At 69.2% G+C, this 17,857-nt stretch carries 18 protein-coding genes and 1 pseudogene; 13 read left to right on the plus strand and 6 right to left on the minus strand.

Features of this window, described 5'->3' with window-relative positions; translation table 11 throughout:
• Positions 1-498 precede the first annotated feature (498 nt).
• From VFZ92_RS15160 to VFZ92_RS15175, 4 genes and pseudogenes are all read right to left on the minus strand, one after another.
• A pseudogene (locus tag VFZ92_RS15160) lies at positions 499-719 on the minus strand (transposase); the annotation flags it as partial.
• 544 nt (positions 720-1,263) lie between these two features.
• Positions 1,264-1,623: a metalloregulator ArsR/SmtB family transcription factor gene (locus tag VFZ92_RS15165; RefSeq protein ID WP_330876572.1), complete on the minus strand. Its 360-nt coding sequence runs from the start codon at positions 1,621-1,623 to the stop codon at positions 1,264-1,266.
• An 86-nt stretch (positions 1,624-1,709) separates the two neighbouring features.
• On the minus strand, positions 1,710-2,654 hold the full coding sequence (locus tag VFZ92_RS15170; protein ID WP_330876556.1) for an acyl-ACP desaturase: 945 nt from the start codon (positions 2,652-2,654) through the stop codon (positions 1,710-1,712).
• Positions 2,655-2,670: 16 nt separating this feature from the next.
• The gene (locus VFZ92_RS15175; RefSeq protein ID WP_330876557.1) at positions 2,671-3,330 is read right to left on the minus strand and encodes a hypothetical protein; all 660 of its coding nucleotides are present in this window, start codon (positions 3,328-3,330) and stop codon (positions 2,671-2,673) included.
• Between the two features lie 583 nt (positions 3,331-3,913).
• On the opposite strand from VFZ92_RS15175, the gene VFZ92_RS15180 reads away from it, so the two are divergent.
• The 6 genes from VFZ92_RS15180 to VFZ92_RS15205 all read left to right on the plus strand — a co-directional run bounded on the left by VFZ92_RS15180 (position 3,914) and on the right by VFZ92_RS15205 (position 9,506).
• On the plus strand, positions 3,914-5,017 hold the full coding sequence (locus tag VFZ92_RS15180; protein ID WP_330876558.1) for an ABC transporter substrate-binding protein: 1,104 nt from the start codon (positions 3,914-3,916) through the stop codon (positions 5,015-5,017).
• 3 nt (positions 5,018-5,020) lie between these two features.
• The gene (locus VFZ92_RS15185) at positions 5,021-5,938 is read left to right on the plus strand and encodes an ABC transporter permease (RefSeq protein ID WP_330876559.1); all 918 of its coding nucleotides are present in this window, start codon (positions 5,021-5,023) and stop codon (positions 5,936-5,938) included.
• The gene (locus VFZ92_RS15190; protein WP_330876560.1) at positions 5,935-6,729 is read left to right on the plus strand and encodes an ABC transporter permease; all 795 of its coding nucleotides are present in this window, start codon (positions 5,935-5,937) and stop codon (positions 6,727-6,729) included. Before VFZ92_RS15185 ends, VFZ92_RS15190 begins: the two co-directional genes overlap by 4 nt.
• 16 nt (positions 6,730-6,745) lie before the next feature.
• Entirely contained in the window at positions 6,746-7,801 is a 1,056-nt protein-coding gene (locus VFZ92_RS15195; protein WP_330876561.1) for an ABC transporter ATP-binding protein, read from the plus strand.
• A 174-nt stretch (positions 7,802-7,975) separates the two neighbouring features.
• Positions 7,976-9,127, plus strand: a complete 1,152-nt coding sequence (locus tag VFZ92_RS15200) for a low temperature requirement protein A (RefSeq protein WP_330876562.1) — start codon at positions 7,976-7,978, stop codon at positions 9,125-9,127.
• Positions 9,117-9,506, plus strand: coding sequence for a VOC family protein (locus VFZ92_RS15205; RefSeq protein ID WP_330876563.1), 390 nt, complete (start codon positions 9,117-9,119; stop codon positions 9,504-9,506). Before VFZ92_RS15200 ends, VFZ92_RS15205 begins: the two co-directional genes overlap by 11 nt.
• Before the next feature lie 216 nt (positions 9,507-9,722).
• Here the strand turns inward: VFZ92_RS15205 and VFZ92_RS15210 are convergent, their stop codons facing one another.
• Positions 9,723-11,141 carry an LVIVD repeat-containing protein gene (locus tag VFZ92_RS15210; RefSeq protein ID WP_414719902.1) on the minus strand — a complete coding sequence of 473 codons (1,419 nt, stop codon included), beginning with the start codon at positions 11,139-11,141 and terminating at the stop codon, positions 9,723-9,725.
• 212 nt (positions 11,142-11,353) lie between these two features.
• On the opposite strand from VFZ92_RS15210, the gene VFZ92_RS15215 reads away from it, so the two are divergent.
• Complete coding sequence (locus VFZ92_RS15215; RefSeq protein WP_330876564.1) at positions 11,354-11,983, plus strand: DUF305 domain-containing protein; 630 nt, start codon at positions 11,354-11,356, stop codon at positions 11,981-11,983.
• Here VFZ92_RS15215 and VFZ92_RS15220 read toward each other — a convergent pair.
• Positions 11,980-12,297 (minus strand): antibiotic biosynthesis monooxygenase, encoded by a 318-nt coding sequence (locus tag VFZ92_RS15220; protein WP_330876565.1) that lies wholly within the window; start codon positions 12,295-12,297, stop codon positions 11,980-11,982. The two genes, VFZ92_RS15215 and VFZ92_RS15220, sit on opposite strands and share 4 nt — an antisense overlap.
• Before the next feature lie 82 nt (positions 12,298-12,379).
• Between VFZ92_RS15220 and VFZ92_RS15225 the strand changes: the two genes are divergently transcribed.
• The 6 genes from VFZ92_RS15225 to VFZ92_RS15250 all read left to right on the plus strand — a co-directional run bounded on the left by VFZ92_RS15225 (position 12,380) and on the right by VFZ92_RS15250 (position 17,618).
• Positions 12,380-13,009, plus strand: a complete 630-nt coding sequence (locus VFZ92_RS15225; protein ID WP_330876566.1) for a helix-turn-helix domain-containing protein — start codon at positions 12,380-12,382, stop codon at positions 13,007-13,009.
• Positions 13,010-13,208: 199 nt separating this feature from the next.
• The gene (locus tag VFZ92_RS15230; RefSeq protein ID WP_330876567.1) at positions 13,209-14,096 is read left to right on the plus strand and encodes a bile acid:sodium symporter family protein; all 888 of its coding nucleotides are present in this window, start codon (positions 13,209-13,211) and stop codon (positions 14,094-14,096) included.
• Positions 14,097-14,154: 58 nt separating this feature from the next.
• The gene (locus VFZ92_RS15235) at positions 14,155-15,057 is read left to right on the plus strand and encodes an ABC transporter ATP-binding protein (protein WP_330876568.1); all 903 of its coding nucleotides are present in this window, start codon (positions 14,155-14,157) and stop codon (positions 15,055-15,057) included.
• Between the two features lie 10 nt (positions 15,058-15,067).
• A complete protein-coding gene (locus VFZ92_RS15240) occupies positions 15,068-15,793 on the plus strand; it encodes an ABC transporter permease (protein ID WP_330876569.1) in 726 nt (241 codons plus the stop codon).
• 2 nt (positions 15,794-15,795) lie between these two features.
• Positions 15,796-17,004 (plus strand): sensor histidine kinase, encoded by a 1,209-nt coding sequence (locus VFZ92_RS15245; RefSeq protein ID WP_330876570.1) that lies wholly within the window; start codon positions 15,796-15,798, stop codon positions 17,002-17,004.
• Positions 17,001-17,618, plus strand: coding sequence for a response regulator transcription factor (locus tag VFZ92_RS15250; protein ID WP_330876571.1), 618 nt, complete (start codon positions 17,001-17,003; stop codon positions 17,616-17,618). Before VFZ92_RS15245 ends, VFZ92_RS15250 begins: the two co-directional genes overlap by 4 nt.
• Positions 17,619-17,857: the final 239 nt, after the last annotated feature.

Genomic DNA, 17,857 nt, shown 5'->3' on the forward strand with positions numbered 1-17,857 from the left:
TTCAAGCACCCCAGCCGCCGATCACCCCCCTACATCGGCGACATCACCTATCTACCGATCACCGACGGCACCTTCGCCTGTCTCGCGATCGTGATGGACCTGCGCTCACGCCGCCTGGTCGGCTGGGCCATCCCCGAGCACATGCGCACTGAACTGGTCCTAAACGCCCCTGACCGCCGCCCGGCGCACGCGGGGCCTGGTCAGGGCGGTGTTCCACAACGCCCACGGGGTCTCAGCACAGCTCCTGGCGTCCGCCGACGCCTGCCAGGCCGCCGGGGTGGCCCGATCCATGGACGCGATCGGCAGCTTCGCGGCCAACGCCGCCGTCGAAAGCCTCAACGCACGACTGGCTGTGTTCGGCTGCTACACCACTCCTACCTCGGAAGGATGTGTCCGATCGACAACGAGAAATGCCTGGCTCCACCACCGGCTACACGTGACTCACGCCGCACAACCCGTGGTAGCTGTCAAGCCGCAGCAGCGTCATGCCAGGCAGATCAGAGCGGCGACCGCGCCCAGGAAGAACACACGTTTCAGCTTGCGGTTGCCGGTCCGAGCGGGGTGCTGGTGCTGCGGGTGACCGGGGCGATTCCGACGTAGGCGGCCAGGTGTCCGGATGAGGCGAATTCGGAGGCGTTGCCGATCTCCAGCAGGACCCTGGCAAGAGGGTGTGCATCAAGGATCTCGGCGATGACGAACGGTTGCGGGCGTCGATTTTGGCCTGACCGGAGTAGAAGTCGGCGCACGGCCTGGCCGGGCAGGTAGGCCACCCGGTGACCGGCCGCGCGGGCGACCGGTCACCACCACCAGTAGTGGCCCGTGCGCGGCGAGTATGTCGAACAATGCTCGCAGCGTGGCTCGTCGTGCGGCCGTTTCCCAATGGGGTCCAAGCCTGCGGCGTGGTGTTCGACCTTGCCGACGTCCAGGCCGAGGAACACGCCATCATCGCCGGTCAGCCGTTATGCCGTTCGTTCATCGCGGTGGGCGTCGACGGCCGGCACCCACGCTACGACGAGACCTGCCCGTTGGTGGCCGTGTCCCTGTTCAGCGGTCCGACGATGCCACCAGGTCCGACGGACACCACTCCCGGATCATGCGTGCGACCGGGGGCGTCAGTCATGCCGGACCCGAGCCCTCAAACCCTGCCCGGCCGACCCGGCGTGCGATCCAGTCACGGCGGCCCTGCCGAAACCAGCCGCCCCACTACGACACCGGCTAACCACCACGACACCGGACCCCCGCAGGAGGCCCAGATGACCGGCCCTACCGCTCCCCGTCCCCCACGGCTTCCTCACGGAGCCGTCGCTCCCGCTTCCCCCGCGCCAGCTCCGTCCCGAGCGCGTCCAACCGCTGCCCCCAGAACCGCCGGAAGTGGTCCAGCCACACGTCGACCTCCCGCAGCGGCTCGGCGTCGACGGTGTAGAGCCGTCGCGTGCCCTCGGCGCGGACGGTGGCGAAGCCGTTCTCGCGGAGCACCCGCAGGTGCTGGGAGACGGCGGGCTGGGAGATGCCGAACTCCTGCTGGATGACGGCGACGACGGCGCCGGAGGTCTGCTCGCCGGTGGCGAGCAGTTCCAGGATGCGGCGGCGGACGGGGTCGCCCAGGACGTCGAACGCGTGCACAGGGCGACTGTCCATCCTCCGCTTATATAAGTCAATGCCGGTGCCTGGCCGTGCGTACCCACGGCCAGGGCTGCTCACCGAATCGGTTACTCGGCGGCCTTCGCGGCACGGGCGCGGCGGCGTTCGCGCATTTCGACGAACTTGTTCGCCTTGCCGTTGAGCACGGTCAGGAACTCGGCCAGTTCGTCGCGGGCCTTCTCGCCCTCGCCGCCGAGGTTGGTGCGTTCGAACACCTTCCAGAAGCGGAGGATGGGCATGATGACCTCGTCGTGGTGGAGGCGGAGGTCGTAGATGCCCGCGTTGGCGATGGTGGCCGAGCTGCGGAGGAAGTCCGAGATCCCGGCACCGGGCATCTGGAAGTTGATGACCTCGTCGCGGACCGCCTGCATGGTGTGGTCCGGCTGGACCTCGAACGCGGCGGTGACCAGGTTGCGGTAGAAGACCATGTGCAGGTTCTCGTCCGTGGCGATGCGGGCGAGGAGCTGGTCGGCCAGCGGGCAGTTGGTCGCGCGGCCCGTGTTGCGGTGGGAGATGCGGGTCGCGAGCTCCTGGAACGACACGTACACGATGTTGCGGATCGCGGACTCGGTCTGGCCCTCGAAGCCGACCGACATGTGTTCCATGCGCTTGCGCTCGAGCTCGACGGGGTCGACGCCGCGGGTGACGACCAGGTAGTCGCGCAGCGCGATGCCGTGCCGGGCCTCCTCCGCGGTCCAGCGGTGCATCCAGGTCGCCCAGGCGCCGTCCTTGCCGAACGACGACGAGATGACGCGGTGGTAGGAGGGCAGGTTGTCCTCGGTCAGGAGGTTGATGATCATCGCCGTCTTGGCGGTGGGGTCGAGCCGGGAGTCCTCCGGGTGCCAGTCCTCGCCCCCGAGGAACGCGAAGTCGCGGCCCTCGCTCCACGGGACGTAGTCGTGCGGCATCCACTCCTTGGCGATCGACAAGTGGCGGTCGAGGTTGACCTCCACGATCGGTTCCAGCTCGCGCAGCAGATCCGTATCGCGGCGGTGGCTATCGCCAACCGTCACACCGATCACCCCGTTCTCAGTTCTGGTGGTGGGTCAAGTCGTTTTCCTCTCTGAGCCTACGTGGCCTAGTGGAGGAAGCCGATTGCCGAGGTGTGACTTTCCAGCGGCGCCACACGGGGTAGGCGGTGACGACCAGGAGTGACAGTGCCGGTATGCCCCGGAAGAGGAGGTGGTCGACCAGTGGAATCGTCACGCAGATGCCTGTCACCCATCCGGGTGCGGCCGGGAACTTGCCTGGTGGGGTCCATGGTGTGCGCTTGCCGGGCTTGGCGACGGACAGCCACGCCTGCACCGCCAGCGCGCTCGCCATCAGCAGCGATCCGACGCGCGTCAGGGTCGGATTCCCGTTCTCGCCCAGGTCGAGGTTGGGGCTCAGGACGAAGATGCCCGCGTAGAGCTGGGTCAGGGTGATCACGAATTTGAACAGAACCCACCAGTGTCGGAAATAGCCCCAGGGGGTCAGCGCCGCGAGCATGAATCCGGTGAACGCGGATGTCGTCGCCATGAAGCGGAGCACGTCCGTGTCGATCACCTTGGCCACTTCGAACGCGCCCGTCCGGGATGTCCCGTTCGTCTCGAGCGCGTAGGTGGTCAACGCGAACAGGGCGAGCGCCTGGCTCATCCACCCGACCGAGCTGAGGACGTGCAGCCACACGAGCAGCTTCCGCTGTGCCACGGGGACCTCCATAGGTAGGCGTGCGACATATAGTACGCCTACCTATGGCCCGGCGGGGCCGCCGAGGGGGGCGCGGTTTCGGTGCCGCGTTTCGCGAACGGCCCTGGAACGGTCCAGGAATCGCCCGTAAATGCTCGCCGAATTCCCCCTCCGGCCGGATGTTCGGCCCAATTCCACGCACCGGTGCGACATTGGGTCGTTTCGGTCGCCGCCCCGGTCCGCCCGCCAGGGCCGTTCGAGGCGTCGTTCGGTCTCCCGAACGCACGGTGGATCGCGGTGCGAAAGTGCGGTCCCCGGCGCCGATGCGGGCCAACGGGCCTGCACAGGGGCGGTTCGGCGCGCACTTCGGCCTGCGGCATAACGTCGTCGGGTTAACCCTTGGTACACGTGGTCACCACGAGGAATTCGCCTTGTCATTCGAATTGGTATCAGTACGCGCGGCGAGCTTGACAAGGCTGCTCAATGTGACCAATCCTCGCGCCAACTGACACGTTTCGGGGTATCGGACTCGCGGGCGAGCACCGCACGCGGGCACTCCCGACGAGGAAGGTTCGATTCGTTGACTCCCACCCCAGTTCTGCGCTTGCTCGGCGTCGGAGCGTTGGCCATCGCGCTCGCCGCCTGCGGGGCACCGCCCGCCAAGGAAAGCTCGTCGAGCGGCACCGCCGCGGCGACGGCCAAGTCCGCCGCCGACTTCGGCGGACTGGACAAGCTCGTGGAGGCGGCCAAGAAGGAGGGCACGCTGAACGTCATCGCGCTGCCCCCGGACTGGGCGAACTACGGCGTGATGCTCAAGACGTTCGAGGAGAAGTACGGCATCAAGATCGACTCGGCGCAGCCGGACGGCTCCAGCGCCGACGAGATCAAGGCCGCCCAGCAGCTCAAGGGCGGTGACCGCGCGCCGGACGTGTTCGACCTCGGGCTGAACGTGGCCGTGGCGAACAAGACCATGTTCGCGCCGTACAAGGTGGCCACGTGGGAGGAGATCCCGGCCGAGCTGAAGGACGGCGAGGGCCTGTACTACGGCGACTACGGCGGCTTCATGTCGATCGGCTACGACGCGGGCAAGGTGCCCGCGCCGACCAAGGTCGAGGACCTGCTCAAACCCGAGTACGCGGGCAAGGTCGCGCTGAACGGCGACCCGACGCAGGCGGGCGCCGCGTTCTCCGGCGTCATGATGGCGGCCCTGGGCAGCGGAGGCTCCGCCGACGACATCGCGCCCGGCGTGGAGTTCTTCAAGAAGCTCAAGGCCGCGGGCAACTTCCTGCCGGTCGACCCGTCGCCCGCGACGATCGAGTCCGGCCAGACGCCCGTCGTCATCGACTGGGACTACACGAACGCCGCGCAGACCGCGAAGCTCGCGGGCAAGGTCGACTGGAAGACCGTCGTCCCGACCGGCGCGCAGATCGGCGCCTACTACAACCAGGCCATCAACGTCGACGCCCCGCACCCGGCCGCCGCGCGCCTGTGGCAGGAGTTCCTGTACTCCGACGAGGGCCAGAACATCTACCTCCAGGGCCTGTCGCGCCCGGTCCGCCTGGAGGCCATGACGAAGTCGGGCAAGGCCGACTCCGCCGCGGCCGCCAAGCTGCCCAAGACCGAGGGCGAGCAGGTGTTCCAGACCCAGGAGCAGGCCGACAAGGCCAAGCAGGTCCTGACCGCCACGTGGGCGCAGGCGGTGGGCTGACCCTTGGTCGCACCCGTCACCACCTCGGCCGGGGGAGGCTCGGCGGAAGCCGCCGCCCCCGGCCGGGGGCCGACCAGGGGCAACGTCCTGGCGTGGCTCGTCGTCGTGCCGTTCCTGGCGTACGTCGGCGTGTTCCTGGTGTACCCGACCGTCCTCGTGCTGGCAGGCGCGTTCCAGGACTCGAACGGTGCCTTCACCCTGGCCAACCTGACCGATCTGATGAAGGGCGTCTACCTCCAGGCGTTCTGGCGCAGCATCGAGCTGTCGGCGCTCACCGCGCTGCTGGGCGCGATCTTCGGCGCGCTGCTGTCGTGGGCCGTCGCGAGCGGCAAGACCGACGGCCTGCTGCGGCGGGTCGTCGTGGCCGCCGCGGGCGTGCTCGCCCAGTTCGGCGGCGTGCCGCTGGCGTTCGCGTTCCTCGCGACCGTCGGCTTCCAGGGCTTCGTCACCCGGTTCCTCCAGGACTCGTTCGGCGTCAACCTGTTCTCCGGCAGCGCGTGGATCTTCGAACTGCCCGGCCTGACGCTCGTGTACACGTTCTTCCAGATCCCGCTGATGGTCATCGTGTTCCTCCCCGCGCTGGACGGCCTCCGTCCCCAGTGGAGGGAGGCCTCGGAGAGCCTCGGCGGCAGCACGTGGACCTACTGGCGCTACGTGGGCGGCCCGATCCTGTTCTCGCCGTTCCTCGGCGCACTGCTGCTGCTGTTCGCGAACGCGTTCTCCGCGTACGCCACGGCCGCCGCGCTGGTGTCGCAGGGCAGCCCGATCGTCCCGCTCCAGATCCGCGGCTTCCTGACCGGCGAGGTCCTGCTGGGCCAGGAGAACCTGGGGAAGGCGCTCGGGCTCGGCATGGTGATCGTGGTCGGCGTCGCGATGGGCCTTTACGCGCTGATCCAGCGGAGGGTGTCGAAGTGGCAGTGACCGCGAAATCCCCGAGGAAGGTCGCGGGCACCGTCCTGCGGGTCCTCGTGCTCGTCGTGCTGGGGTTCTACTTCGTCCTGCCGCTCGTGGCGATGGGGGAGTTCTCCACGCGGGGCGTCAACGACACCCGCAGCCTGGACTCGTGGACCGGCATCTTCGAAGACCCCGACCTGGTCGACTCCATCATCACGTCGGTCGAACTCGCCGTGCTCAGCTCCGTGCTGATGCTCGTGCTGCTCGTCCCGACGATGGCGTGGATCCGGCTGCGGCTGCCGAAGCTGCGCCGCGTGGTCGAGTTCCTGTGCCTGCTGCCGCTGACGATCCCGGCGATCGTGCTGGTGGTCGGCATGGCACCGCTCTACGCGTGGGTGAACTACTTCCTCGGCGACTCGCCGCTGACGCTCACCTTCGTGTACGCGGTGCTGGTGCTGCCGTTCGCCTACCGCGCCATCGACGCGGGCCTCGCGTCGATCGACCTCAAGACCCTCGCGGAGGCCGCGCGCAGCCTCGGCGCGTCCTGGGGCACGGTGCTGTGGCGGATCGTCGTGCCGAACATCCGCACCGCGCTCATCGGCGCGTCGCTGCTGTCCGTGGCACTGGTGCTCGGCGAGTTCACCATCGCCTCGCTGCTGAACTTCGAGACCCTCCAGGTCCAGGTCAACCTGATCGGCAAGCGCAACGCGGGTCTGTCGATCGCCGTGTCGCTGGCCTGCCTGGTGTTCGCGTTCGTGCTGCTGTTCCTGCTCTCCTACGTCGGTCAACGGCGTCGGGTCACCGTCGTCGAGGACTAGAGAAAGACCGGGTTTCATGGGTTACCTAGAGCTCAAGGGCCTCCGGAAGTCCTTCGGGGGTTCGCCCGCGCTCGACGGGCTCGACCTCGACCTGTCCGAGGGCGAACTGGTCAGCCTGCTCGGCCCCAGCGGGTGCGGCAAGACGACCGCGCTGCGCATCGTGGCCGGGTTCGAGACGGCCGACAAGGGGCACGTCGTGGTGGCGGGCAAGGACATCACGTCCGTCCCGGCGAACCGCCGGGACATGGGCATGGTGTTCCAGGCCTACAGCCTGTTCCCGAACATGACGGCGGCGCAGAACATCGAGTTCGGCCTCCGGCTCCGCAAGGCCGGGGCGGGCCGGCGGGCCAAGCGCGTCGACGAGCTGCTGCAACTGGTCGGTCTCGGCGAGTTCGGCGGCCGGTACCCGCACCAGATGTCCGGCGGCCAGCAGCAGCGCGTGGCGCTGGCCCGCGCGCTGGCGATCCAGCCGCGCGTGCTGCTCCTGGACGAGCCGCTGTCGGCGCTGGACGCGAAGGTGCGCGTCCAGCTCCGCGACGAGATCCGCCGCATCCAGACGGAACTCGGCATGACCACCCTGTTCGTGACGCACGACCAGGAGGAGGCGCTCGCCGTCTCCGACCGGGTCGGCGTGATGTCCCAGGGCAGGCTGGAACAGCTCGACACGCCCGCGGTCGTCTACCGGGAGCCCGCGTCCGCGTTCGTCGCGCAGTTCGTCGGCGTGACGAACACCGTGCTGGGCAAGTCGGAGTCCGGCGCGGTGCGGCTGGGCGCGTTCACGCTCCCGACCGACGCCGCGGCCCACCTGTCCGACGGCAGCGACGTCAAGGTCATCGTCCGCCCCGAGGACATCGGGATCGTCGAGCACGGGGGCGAGTCGAACGGTGCCCTGCTGGGCAGCGTGCTCACCCAGAGCTTCCTCGGGCCGGTCACCCGCCTGGTGATCCGGCTCGACGGGGACGAGCAGACCATCCGCGTCGACCAGCCGTCGAACATCGCCGCGGCCTACCCGCCCGGCACCGCCGTGGCGCTGGACCTCACCGCGTCGAGGTTCATGGTGGTGGCCGTGTAGAACGGCCGCCGCTCCGCGGACTCCGGCCCGGCCGCCCTGAGTCGGCACGTCGGCCCCCGGTTCCTCCCGAGTTGGGCCGGGACGAACTCCCCGCCCAACTCGGGAGAAGTGGGAACCGACCTACGGCCACGGCCTCGCGTGGTGGCCGGGGGAGCGGTGATGCATGATCCACCCATGACCGTGCCCTACCGGCGGATGGCCGCTCGTCGGCCTGATGAGGCGCATCGCGCCGCCACTCCGCTCGAACTGCTCTTCGACCTCAGCTTCGTGGTCGCGGTGGCGTCGGCGGCGGCGATGCTGCACCACTCGCTGACCGAGAACCACATCGGCCACGGTCTCGTCGGCTACCTCGCGGTGTTCTTCGCGATCTGGTGGGCCTGGCTGAACTTCACCTGGTTCGCGTCGTCCTACGACACGGACGACGTCGTGTACCGGGTGACGACGCTGGTGCAGATCACCGGCGTGCTCGTGCTGGCCGCGGGTGTGCCGGGGGCGTTCGAGGACGGCGACTTCACCGTCGTCACGATCGGCTACGTCGTCATGCGCCTGGCGATGGTGGGCCAGTGGCTGCGCGCCCGGCACGGCGACCCCGAGCGCCGCGCGACCGCGACCCGCTACGCCATCGGCATCACGGTCGTCCAGCTCGGCTGGGTCGGGCGCCTGTTCCTGCCCGACGGCCTGCTGCCCGCGGCGTTCGTCGTGCTCGCCGTCTGCGAGATGCTGGTGCCCGCTATCGCCGAACGCGCCGCCGGTACCACCTTCCACGTCGGCCACATCGTCGAGCGCTACGGCCTGTTCACCCTCATCGTGCTCGGCGAGTCGATCCTGGCCGCCAGCAACGCGATCCGCGCGGGCCTGGACGCGGGCACCGACGTGCCCGCGCTGGTGTCGCTGGCGTTCGCCGGGCTCGTCATCGTGTTCGGCCTGTGGTGGCTGTACTTCGACCACCCGGCCGAGGACCTGCTGACCTCGCTGCGCAAGTCGCTGACCTGGGGCTACGGCCACTACCTCGTCTTCGCCTCCGCGGCGGCCGTCGGGGCGGGGCTGGAGGTGTCGGTCGACCACGACACCCACGTCACCCACCTGTCCTCGCACGCGGCGGCCATGACGACCACCGTGCCCGTCGCCGTCTACCTGCTCGTGGTGTGGTTCCTCCAGGTCTTCGAGACCTCCCGCGGCACCGCGAAGTGGGCCTTCCCGGTCGGCGCGGCCCTCGTGCTCGCCGCCTCCTTCGGGCCCGCGCCGATCCACGTCACCGCGGTCCTCGTCGCCGTACTGGTGACCGTGGTCGTGACGAGCGAACGGGGACAGCGGCGTGGTGCGTGAACTGAGGCTCGTGGTGACCGCGACCGACTACGAGGAGGCGCTGGCGTTCTACCGGGACGTGCTGGGGCTGCCGCAGCGGGCCGCGTTCAGCTCACCCGGCGGGCGCGTCACGATCCTGGAGGCGGGCCGCGCGACCCTGGAGATCGCCGACCCGCCGCACGCGGCGTACATCGACGACGTCGAGGTGGGGGAGCGGGTCGCCGGGCACGTGCGGGTCGCGTTCCAGGTGGACGACGTCACCGTGGCGACCGGCGACCTGGTCGACGGCGGCGCGACGCTCATCGCCGAACCCACCCGAACGCCGTGGAACTCCCTCAACTCCCGCCTCTCCGCCCCGGCGGGCCTCCAGCTCACGCTGTTCGAGGAGCTGGGCGAGTAGTCGGCCCTGGCGGGCGGCCATCGACTCGGCGCGCCTGGTGCCCACCTCCAGGTCGTGGACCACGCCGCGGTGGACGAGGTCGGCCCGGACCGCCGCCACGCCCGAGCCGGAACCACCGTTCGGGAAGCCCACCCGTGCCGCCACCGCCCCGCGGTACGACTCGGGGCCCGCGTCCGACGTGGACACGGGCCCCGAGCAGGTCATCGCGGTCTCAGGTCACCACTCGCGGTAGGAACCCTGGGTCTGCACGTTGAGCTGGCCGATCCGGACGAACTTCGCGGAGAAGGTCCGCGGGTCCCGGACGTCCAGGACGTCGAGGCCCTTCGCCATGTCCGACGAGTAGATGAACCCGTTGTAGTAGTACGCCGACCAGCTGCCGCCGCCCGAACCGTTGGGCAGCGGGCCGCGCTCGAAGAAGCCGATCTCCTTCGGCTTCGAGGAGTCGGTGAAGTCCCAGATCGACACGCCGCCCTGGTACCAGGACTGCACCATGATGTCGCGGCCCTGGACCGGGATCAGCGAACCGTTGTGGGCCACGCAGTTCTCGGTGTCGCCCTGCATGCGCGGGATCTTGTAGTAGCTCTTGAACTCCAGCGTGCGGTTGTCGCCACGACCCTTGACGTCGTAGATGCCGTTCGCGCCGCGCTTCTGGCCGATCGCCTCGTTGCACGTCGCCGCGCCGCCACCACCGAGCTCGTCGGTGAAGATCACCTTGGTGCCCTCGTTGTTGAAGGTCGCCGAGTGCCAGAACGCGAAGTTCACGTTGTCCTGGACCGTCGTGATCACGCGGGGCTTCTCGCGGTCGGAGATGTCGAACAGCACGCCGTCACCCATGCAGGCACCGGCGGCGAGGTCCTTCGACGGGTAGACCGTGATGTCGTGGCAGCCGCTGGTGGCCGAGACGTAGCCGTCCGCGACCGTGCCGGAGCGGCCGGGGTTGCCGCCGTCCGGGAAGATGAGCGGGGCGGACAGCAGGGAGGCCTTCGCCGGGTCCTTCAGCGGCACCTTCACGATGGAGATCTTGTCGTGGGGCGGCTGGCAGTCCGGGAACGTCGCGTTGGGGGCGTACGACGAGACGTACAGGTAGGCGTTGCGGCCCTTCTTGTCCGGCACCAGCGTGTGGGTGTGCGAGCCGCACGCGGTCTCGACGGCGGCGACGTACTTCGGGTTGCGCTTGTCGCTGATGTCGAAGACCTTGACGCCCTCCCACGAGTCCTTGTTCGTGGCGGACTGGGACACGCTGCTGCACGAGTTGTCCGAGCGCGACGAGTCGGTCGACAGGAACAGCAGGTCGCCCTGGACCGAGATGTCGTTCTGCGAACCGGGGCAGAGGACCTCGCTGACGACCTTCGGCTTCTGAGGGTTGCGGATGTCGTAGATCGTGAAGCCGTTGTAGTTGCCGACGAACGCGTGGTTGTCCTGGAACGCCAGGTCCGTGTAGGTCGACGACGTGAACGGCGTGCCCTTGGGCAGGTTCGCCACGTGCTTGACGTTGCGGCTGCGCACGATCTCGTCGACGGCGGGGATGCCCGCGGCCGGGTTCGCGGGAGCCGAGAGCTGAGTCTCGGACAGGCCGTCCACGTTGTCCTGGTCCGGTTGGGCCAGCGCTTGGGGACCGAACGCCAAGGAGGACACCGCCAGCGCGAATGCCCCCGCGGCCGCGAGCGACGCCCGGCGTCGTCCGGCCGATACGGATGCTGTGAACACAGGTCTCCCCTTCTCAACCTGAAGCAGGGGGGTCAGTATCACCTGTTCGCACCGCTAAAGACCACGTCCGATCGGCGGGTATGGCAAGTTTCCGCGGACTGGGATGGTCGGTAGGTTGGGGGCGGGACGAGGGAGGGCGCATGCGGATGAGGGTCGGGTTGCTGGCGGTCGCACTGGTGCTCGCGGGGTGCACCTCCACGCCCTCCGACGACGCCACGCCCATCATCGCGCCTGGTGCGCCGGGCGAGCAGGCGAAGACGATCTCGCCGGACGACCTCGGCACCGACCGCCTCGTCGCCCCGAACGAGCGCGACCTGACCTACGTCGTGAGCATGATCGGCCACCACCGGCAGGCGCTGGAGATGACGGCGCTGGCTCCGGAACGGGCGTCGAACGAGACGGTGCGCGGCCTCGCCTCCCGCATCCACGACACCCAGGGCCCCGAGATCGGCGCCATGGAGCAGTGGCAGAAGCAGTTCGCCGTGGACGCCGAGCGGCACGGCCACTCCACCGCGCTGCCCCACGTCGACCACGCCACCATGCCCGGCACGGCGAGCGCCGCCGACATGGCCGCGCTGGCCGCGTCGACCGGTCCCGAGTTCGACAGGCTGTTCGCGCGCCTGATGATCGAGCACCACAAGGGCGCCCTGCGCATGGCCCAGGAGGTGCTCGCGGACGGCGTCGACGTCCGCGTCGAGGAGATGGCGTCCGACGTGATCGCCACGCAGACCGACGAGATCACCAGGCTTCAGAACCTCGACCTCCCCTAGGAGGCCTTGAGCACCAGGTCCTCCGAGTGCTCGAACGTCTCCACCGCGTTGCCGGTCACGTGCCGCGCGATGCCCTTGTTGCGCGCGTGCGCCTCCCGGAACGAGTCCGACGCCACCCAGGCCCGGAAATCGGCCTCGCTGTCGAACTCGTTCAGCGACACGTAGGGCTGCTCCGGCGTCGTGGGCCGCAACAACGTGCTCCGCCGCAACCCCGGCACACCGGGCAGGTAGGTCCGCATGTTGGCCCGGAACCTCTCCTCGAACTCCTCCGCGCGCTCCACGGGGACGAACAAGCGGTTGGTGGCGATGAACATGCCGCACCTCCAAGTTCCCGACGCTACGTAGGCAACTATCCCAACGCGGCGTAGGGAAAACAAGAGGGATACCATTCGTTCCGTGCCAAGGATCAGCGCGGACACGGTCGCGGAACACCGCGCCAACCGCTTGCGCGCCCTCCTGGACGCAGGCCGCGACCTGGTGGCGGAAGCAGGCCCGGACGCCCTCACGCTCGCCGCGCTGGCCAGACGGGTAGGCCTCTCCCGCCCCAGCCTCTACGAGTACTTCAAGTCGCGAGAAGAACTGGTGGCGGCCATCGTCACCGACGAACTACCGGAATGGGCCCGCCACCTGGACCGCGCGGTAGCCGCCGCACACGGCACAGCGGCCAAGATCGAGGCCTACCTCCGCACGGAACTGGAAATCATCACCGACGGTCGCCACAGCGCGGTAGTGGCCCTCTCGGCCCACGCACTGCCGGACAACAGCAGAGAACAAATCCGCGCGGAACACGAGCGCCTGCTAACCCCACTGGTGGAAGTCCTGCGAAAAGCGGGAGTGGAAAGCCCGGAACTACAGGCCCTCCTGGTGCACGGCATGGTGGAGGCAGCCTCCCGCACCGTCGCACCAGGACGACCAGCGCACAACGAACACGTGATCACCACCCTCCTCAACCAGGTACTGCACGGCGTACTACCGCAACACCAGCACCAGCAGCAGGCAAAGCAGGCACCACCAAACCCAACCTGACCGGCAACAGCACGCTGGAACCGGCAGCCACCCGGTGACCACGCCCGAACCGGCAGCCACCCCCGGAGACCGAACCGACCCGCAACCGGACCCAACCCCGTCCCACCCTGATCTCAAATCAGACATAACGGTTGACCAGCGCCACCCCGCTTGCGACTGTCACCACCCCGTACCCACCCGGCAGAACTGCGAGTCGACCATGAACTCGGTGCTCGGTTCCGTGCTCCTCCCCGTAGCCCTGGCAGTGGTCATGTTCGGCCTGGGCCTCTCCCTCACCACCGCCGACTTCATCCGGGTGAAGAACCACCCCGGCGCCGTCGTCATCGCCCTCGTCTGCCAGTTGGCCCTCCTCCCGGCCGTCTGCTTCGGCCTGGTCCTCCTCTTCGACCTCCCACCCCTCCTGGCCGTCGGCATGATGCTCCTGGCCGCGTCACCCGGCGGCACCACGGCCAACCTCTTCAGCCACGTCTTCCGCGGCGACGTGGCCCTCAACATCACCCTCACCGCCGTCAACTCGATCCTGGCCGTGGTCACCCTCCCCCTGGTCACCAACCTCGCCATCGACCACTTCGCCCCGCGCGGCGAAGGCCTGGACCTCCAGTTCGACAAGGTCCTCCAGGTGTTCGCCATCGTGCTGATCCCGGTGGTGCTGGGAATGCTGGTGCGCCGCCGGTCACCGGGGTTCGCCGACCGCATGGACCGCCCCGTCCGGATCTTCTCCGTGGTCGTCCTGGCCTCCGTCATCGTCGCGACCGTCGTGTCCGAACGGGAGAACCTCAGCACCTACCTCGCGGCCACGGGCCTGATCGCCCTGGTGTTCTGCGTGATCAGCCTGTCCCTCGGGTACTTCGCCCCGCGCCTGTTCGGGATCGGCCACCGGCAGGCCATCGCCAGCGCGTTCGAGATCGGCGTGCACAACAGCACCCTCGCCATCACGATCGCCATCAGCGTCCTCGACAGCACCGACATCGCCGTCCCGGCGGCCGTCTACGGCGTCGTCATGTTCCCGGTCGCCGCCCTGTTCGGCTGGGTGCTCACCCGGACCCGGTCAGGGGATGCCCCGGAGACCCATCAACCGATCGGTTGACCGCCGGTGTGGCCCGCCGGTCGATTCGCCGGGGGCGCGAGCAGAGCAACCTCAAGGCATGGCGATCATCGAGGTGGTGGACCTCGGCAAGCGGTACGGGCCGACGGTGGCGGTGGACGAGGTGTCGTTCACCGTGGACGAGGGCGAGATCTTCGGGATCCTCGGGCCCAACGGGGCGGGCAAGACGACGACGGTCGAGTGCGTCGAGGGCCTGCGGGTCCCCGATCGCGGCACGATCCGGGTCGACGGTCTCGACCCGCGTCGGGACCGGACCGAACTCCGGCAGCGGATGGGCGTCCAGCTCCAGGAGAGCCAGCTGCCCGAGCGGATCAAGGTCCGGGAAGCCCTCGACCTGTACAGCTCCTTCTACCCCGACCCCGCCGACTGGCGGGAGCTGGTGGTCCGGCTCGGCCTGGAGGACCGGCGCGACGCCGAGTTCGGCACGCTGTCCGGCGGGCAGAAGCAGCGCCTCTCGGTGGCGCTGGCCCTGGTCGGTCGCCCGCGGATCGCGGTGCTGGACGAGCTGACCACGGGCCTCGACCCGCAGGCGCGGCGGGACACCTGGGACCTCATCGAGGGCATCCGCGACTCCGGCGTCACGGTCCTGCTGGTCACCCACTTCATGGAGGAGGCCGAACGCCTCTGCGACCGGCTGGCCGTGATCGACGCGGGCAGGGTCGTCGCGATCGACACGCCCGCCGGGCTGGTGTCACGGGTGGACAGCGAGCAGCGGGTGCGGTTCCGGCCGTCCCGCCCGGTGGACGAGGCGCTGTTCCGCGAACTCGACGAGGTGACGGACGTCCGCCTGCACGGCGGGCGGTTCGTCATCACCGGTCGGGGGAACCTGCTGCACGCCGTCACCTCGGTGCTGGCCCGCAACCAGGTCGTCGCCGCCGAGCTGCGCGTCGACCAAGCCAGCCTGGACGACGCGTTCGTCTCGCTCACCAAGCCGAAGAAGTGACGGGGGAGTCGTGCTCAAACTCGTTCGGGTAGAAGCGAAGCTGTTCCTCCGCGAAGGCGCCTCGGTCATCTTCGCGATCCTGTTCCCGACCGTGCTGCTGCTGGTGCTGGGCGCGATCCCGGCGCTGCGCACCCCCGACCCGATGTTCGGCGGGACCCGGTTCATCGACGGGTACGCGGGCACCCTGGTCGTGATCACGCTGGCCTTCCTCGGCCTCCAGCGCGTCCCCACCACCGTCGCCACCTACCGCGAACGCGGTGTGCTCCGCAGGCTGAGCACCACACCGCTGCACCCCGGCAAGCTCCTGGCCGCACAACTGCTGGTCAACCTCATCGCCGCCGTCGTCGCCGTGCTCCTGGTGGTCGCGGTCGGCAGGCTGGTGTTCGACATCGGCCTGCCGCACCACCTCGTCGGCTTCACGCTGACCGTGCTCCTCGGAGCCGCGTCGCTGTTCTCGTTCGGGCTGGTCATCGCCGCGCTCGCGTCGACGGCCAAGGCCGCGGCGGGCTGGGCGACGGTGGCCTTCATGCTCGTCATGTTCTTCGGCGGCGCGTACCTCCCGCGCTTCCTGCTGCCGGACGCGGTCAACACCGTCGGCCAGTACCTGCCCCCCGGCGTGGCCGCGCTCCAGGACTCGTGGGTCGGCACCGCGCCGTCACCGCCGCACCTGGCGGTCATGGCCGTGATCGCGCTGCTCGCGGGTACCGTCGCGGCCAGGACCTTCCGTTGGGAGTGAGGATGGCCGAGTCCACCCTGGACACGTGGGAGACCAGGCTGGAACGCGTCGGCCACGTCATCCCGTACTTCGTGCTCACGGTGACGACCACCCTGTACCTCCTGCTGTCACCCCACGACACCGGCGCCAAGCTGATCAGCCTCGCGATCGTGGCGGTCTTGTACGCGTGGATGTTCTTCTGGTTCAGCGCGCATCCCGCGTGGCGGTCGCGGCAGGACCTGATGGCCGTGTTCATCGTCGGCCTGCTGGTCCTCTACGGCGTGCTCGGCGTGCGCGAGACGTGGTTCGGCTCGGTGTCGTTCGCGCTCTACGTGTACGCCAGCGAGGTGCTGCGGGTGAAGTGGATGTTCGCCGCCGTCGCGGCCACCGCCGTGCTGGCCACGGTGTCGCTCTTCGGCGGCATCCCGTCCGGCCCCGAGTTCATCGCCTTCCTCATGTTCCTCGCGCTGTTCGTGACCATCGCGTGCACGTTCACCTTCGTCGGGCACGTGACCACCGAGCAGAGCCGCAAGCGCAAGGAGATGGTGTCCCAGCTCGCCGCCACGATGGAGGAGAACGCCGGGCTGCACGCCCAGCTGCTGATCCAGGCCCGCGAGGCCGGGGTGCTCGACGAGCGGCAGCGGATGGCGCGGGAGATCCACGACACCCTGGCCCAGGGGTTCACCGGCATCATCACGCAACTGGAGGCCGCCGAGCAGACCGGCGAGTGGCGGGACCGCGTGGCCACCTCCGTCCGGCTGGCGCGCGAGAACCTCACCGAGGCCCGCCGCTCCGTGCACGCCCTGCGCCCGGCGCAGCTGGTGGACTCGGCGCTGCCCGAGGCGCTGGCCGAGGTCGTGGGCGGGTGGGGCGCCGCGTCCGGGGTCGCCGTCGAGGTGACCACCACCGGCACCGCGCGCCCCATGCACCCCGAGGTGGAGGTGGCGCTGCTGCGCACCGCCCAGGAGGCGCTGGCGAACGTCGCCAAGCACGCCGGGGCGTCACGGGTGGGCCTCACGCTCTCGTACATGGAGGACGTGGTGACGTTGGACGTGAGGGACGACGGGGTCGGGTTCGACCCGGCCGTGGTGGACGGGGAGGGGTTCGGGTTGCTGACCATGAGGCAGCGGGTGTGCCGGTTGGCCGGGGCGTTCGAGGTGGAGTCCGAGGTCGGGGGAGGCACCGCGGTGTCCGCCAGCGTCCCGGCGATCCCGGTGGGGGTCGAGCCGTGATCCGGGTGGTGGTCGTGGACGACCACCCCGTCGTCAGGGACGGGCTGCGCGGGATGTTCTCCGGCGACCCGGACTTCGAGGTGGTCGGGGAGGCCGCCGACGGGGCCGAGGCGGTGACCGTGGTGGAGGCGGTGCGGCCCGACGTGGTGCTGATGGACCTGCGGATGCCGAGGGTGGACGGGGTCACGGCGATCACGCGGCTGCGGGAGGGCGGCAACCCCGCCCGCGTCCTCGTGCTGACCACCTACGACACCGAGAGCGACGTGCTGCCCGCGGTCAGGGCCGGGGCCACTGGCTACCTGCTGAAGGACACGCCCCGCGACGACCTGTTCCGCGCGGTCCGGTCGGCCGCCCGCGGCGAGGCCGTGCTGTCGCCCTCGGTCGCCACGACGTTGCTCGGGCAGGTCAGGGCCCCGGCCACCGACCAGCTGAGCCAGCGGGAGCTGGAGGTGCTCGGCCTGGTGGCGCGGGGGTCCACCAACAAGGAGGCCGCGAAGAAGCTGTTCATCAGCGAGGCGACCGTGAAGACGCACCTGCTCCACGTGTACGCGAAGCTCGGGGTCAAGGACCGGGCCGCCGCGGTCGCCGTGGCCTTCGAGCGGGGGCTCTTCTAGGGCGTTCGCGGGTTGGGTACCCCCCGATTTGTCCCCCGGATCATGAGGGTGTAACTTTCTCCTTGTCACCGCGACACGGACCGGAAACGGGCCGGAGCGGGGCCACAATCTTCAGAACTGAATGCCTCGCAGGCCGATTTGACAGTCAGAAAAATCGCTTGCTAAGCTTCAAACACAAGCCCCGGATTGCACCGCGGTAAGACGCGGGACGAGATGGTGTGCGCGTGTTCTTTGAGAAC

The organism is Umezawaea sp. (assembly GCF_036375055.1).
In the GTDB taxonomy this organism is placed as follows: Bacteria; Actinomycetota; Actinomycetes; order Mycobacteriales; family Pseudonocardiaceae; genus Umezawaea.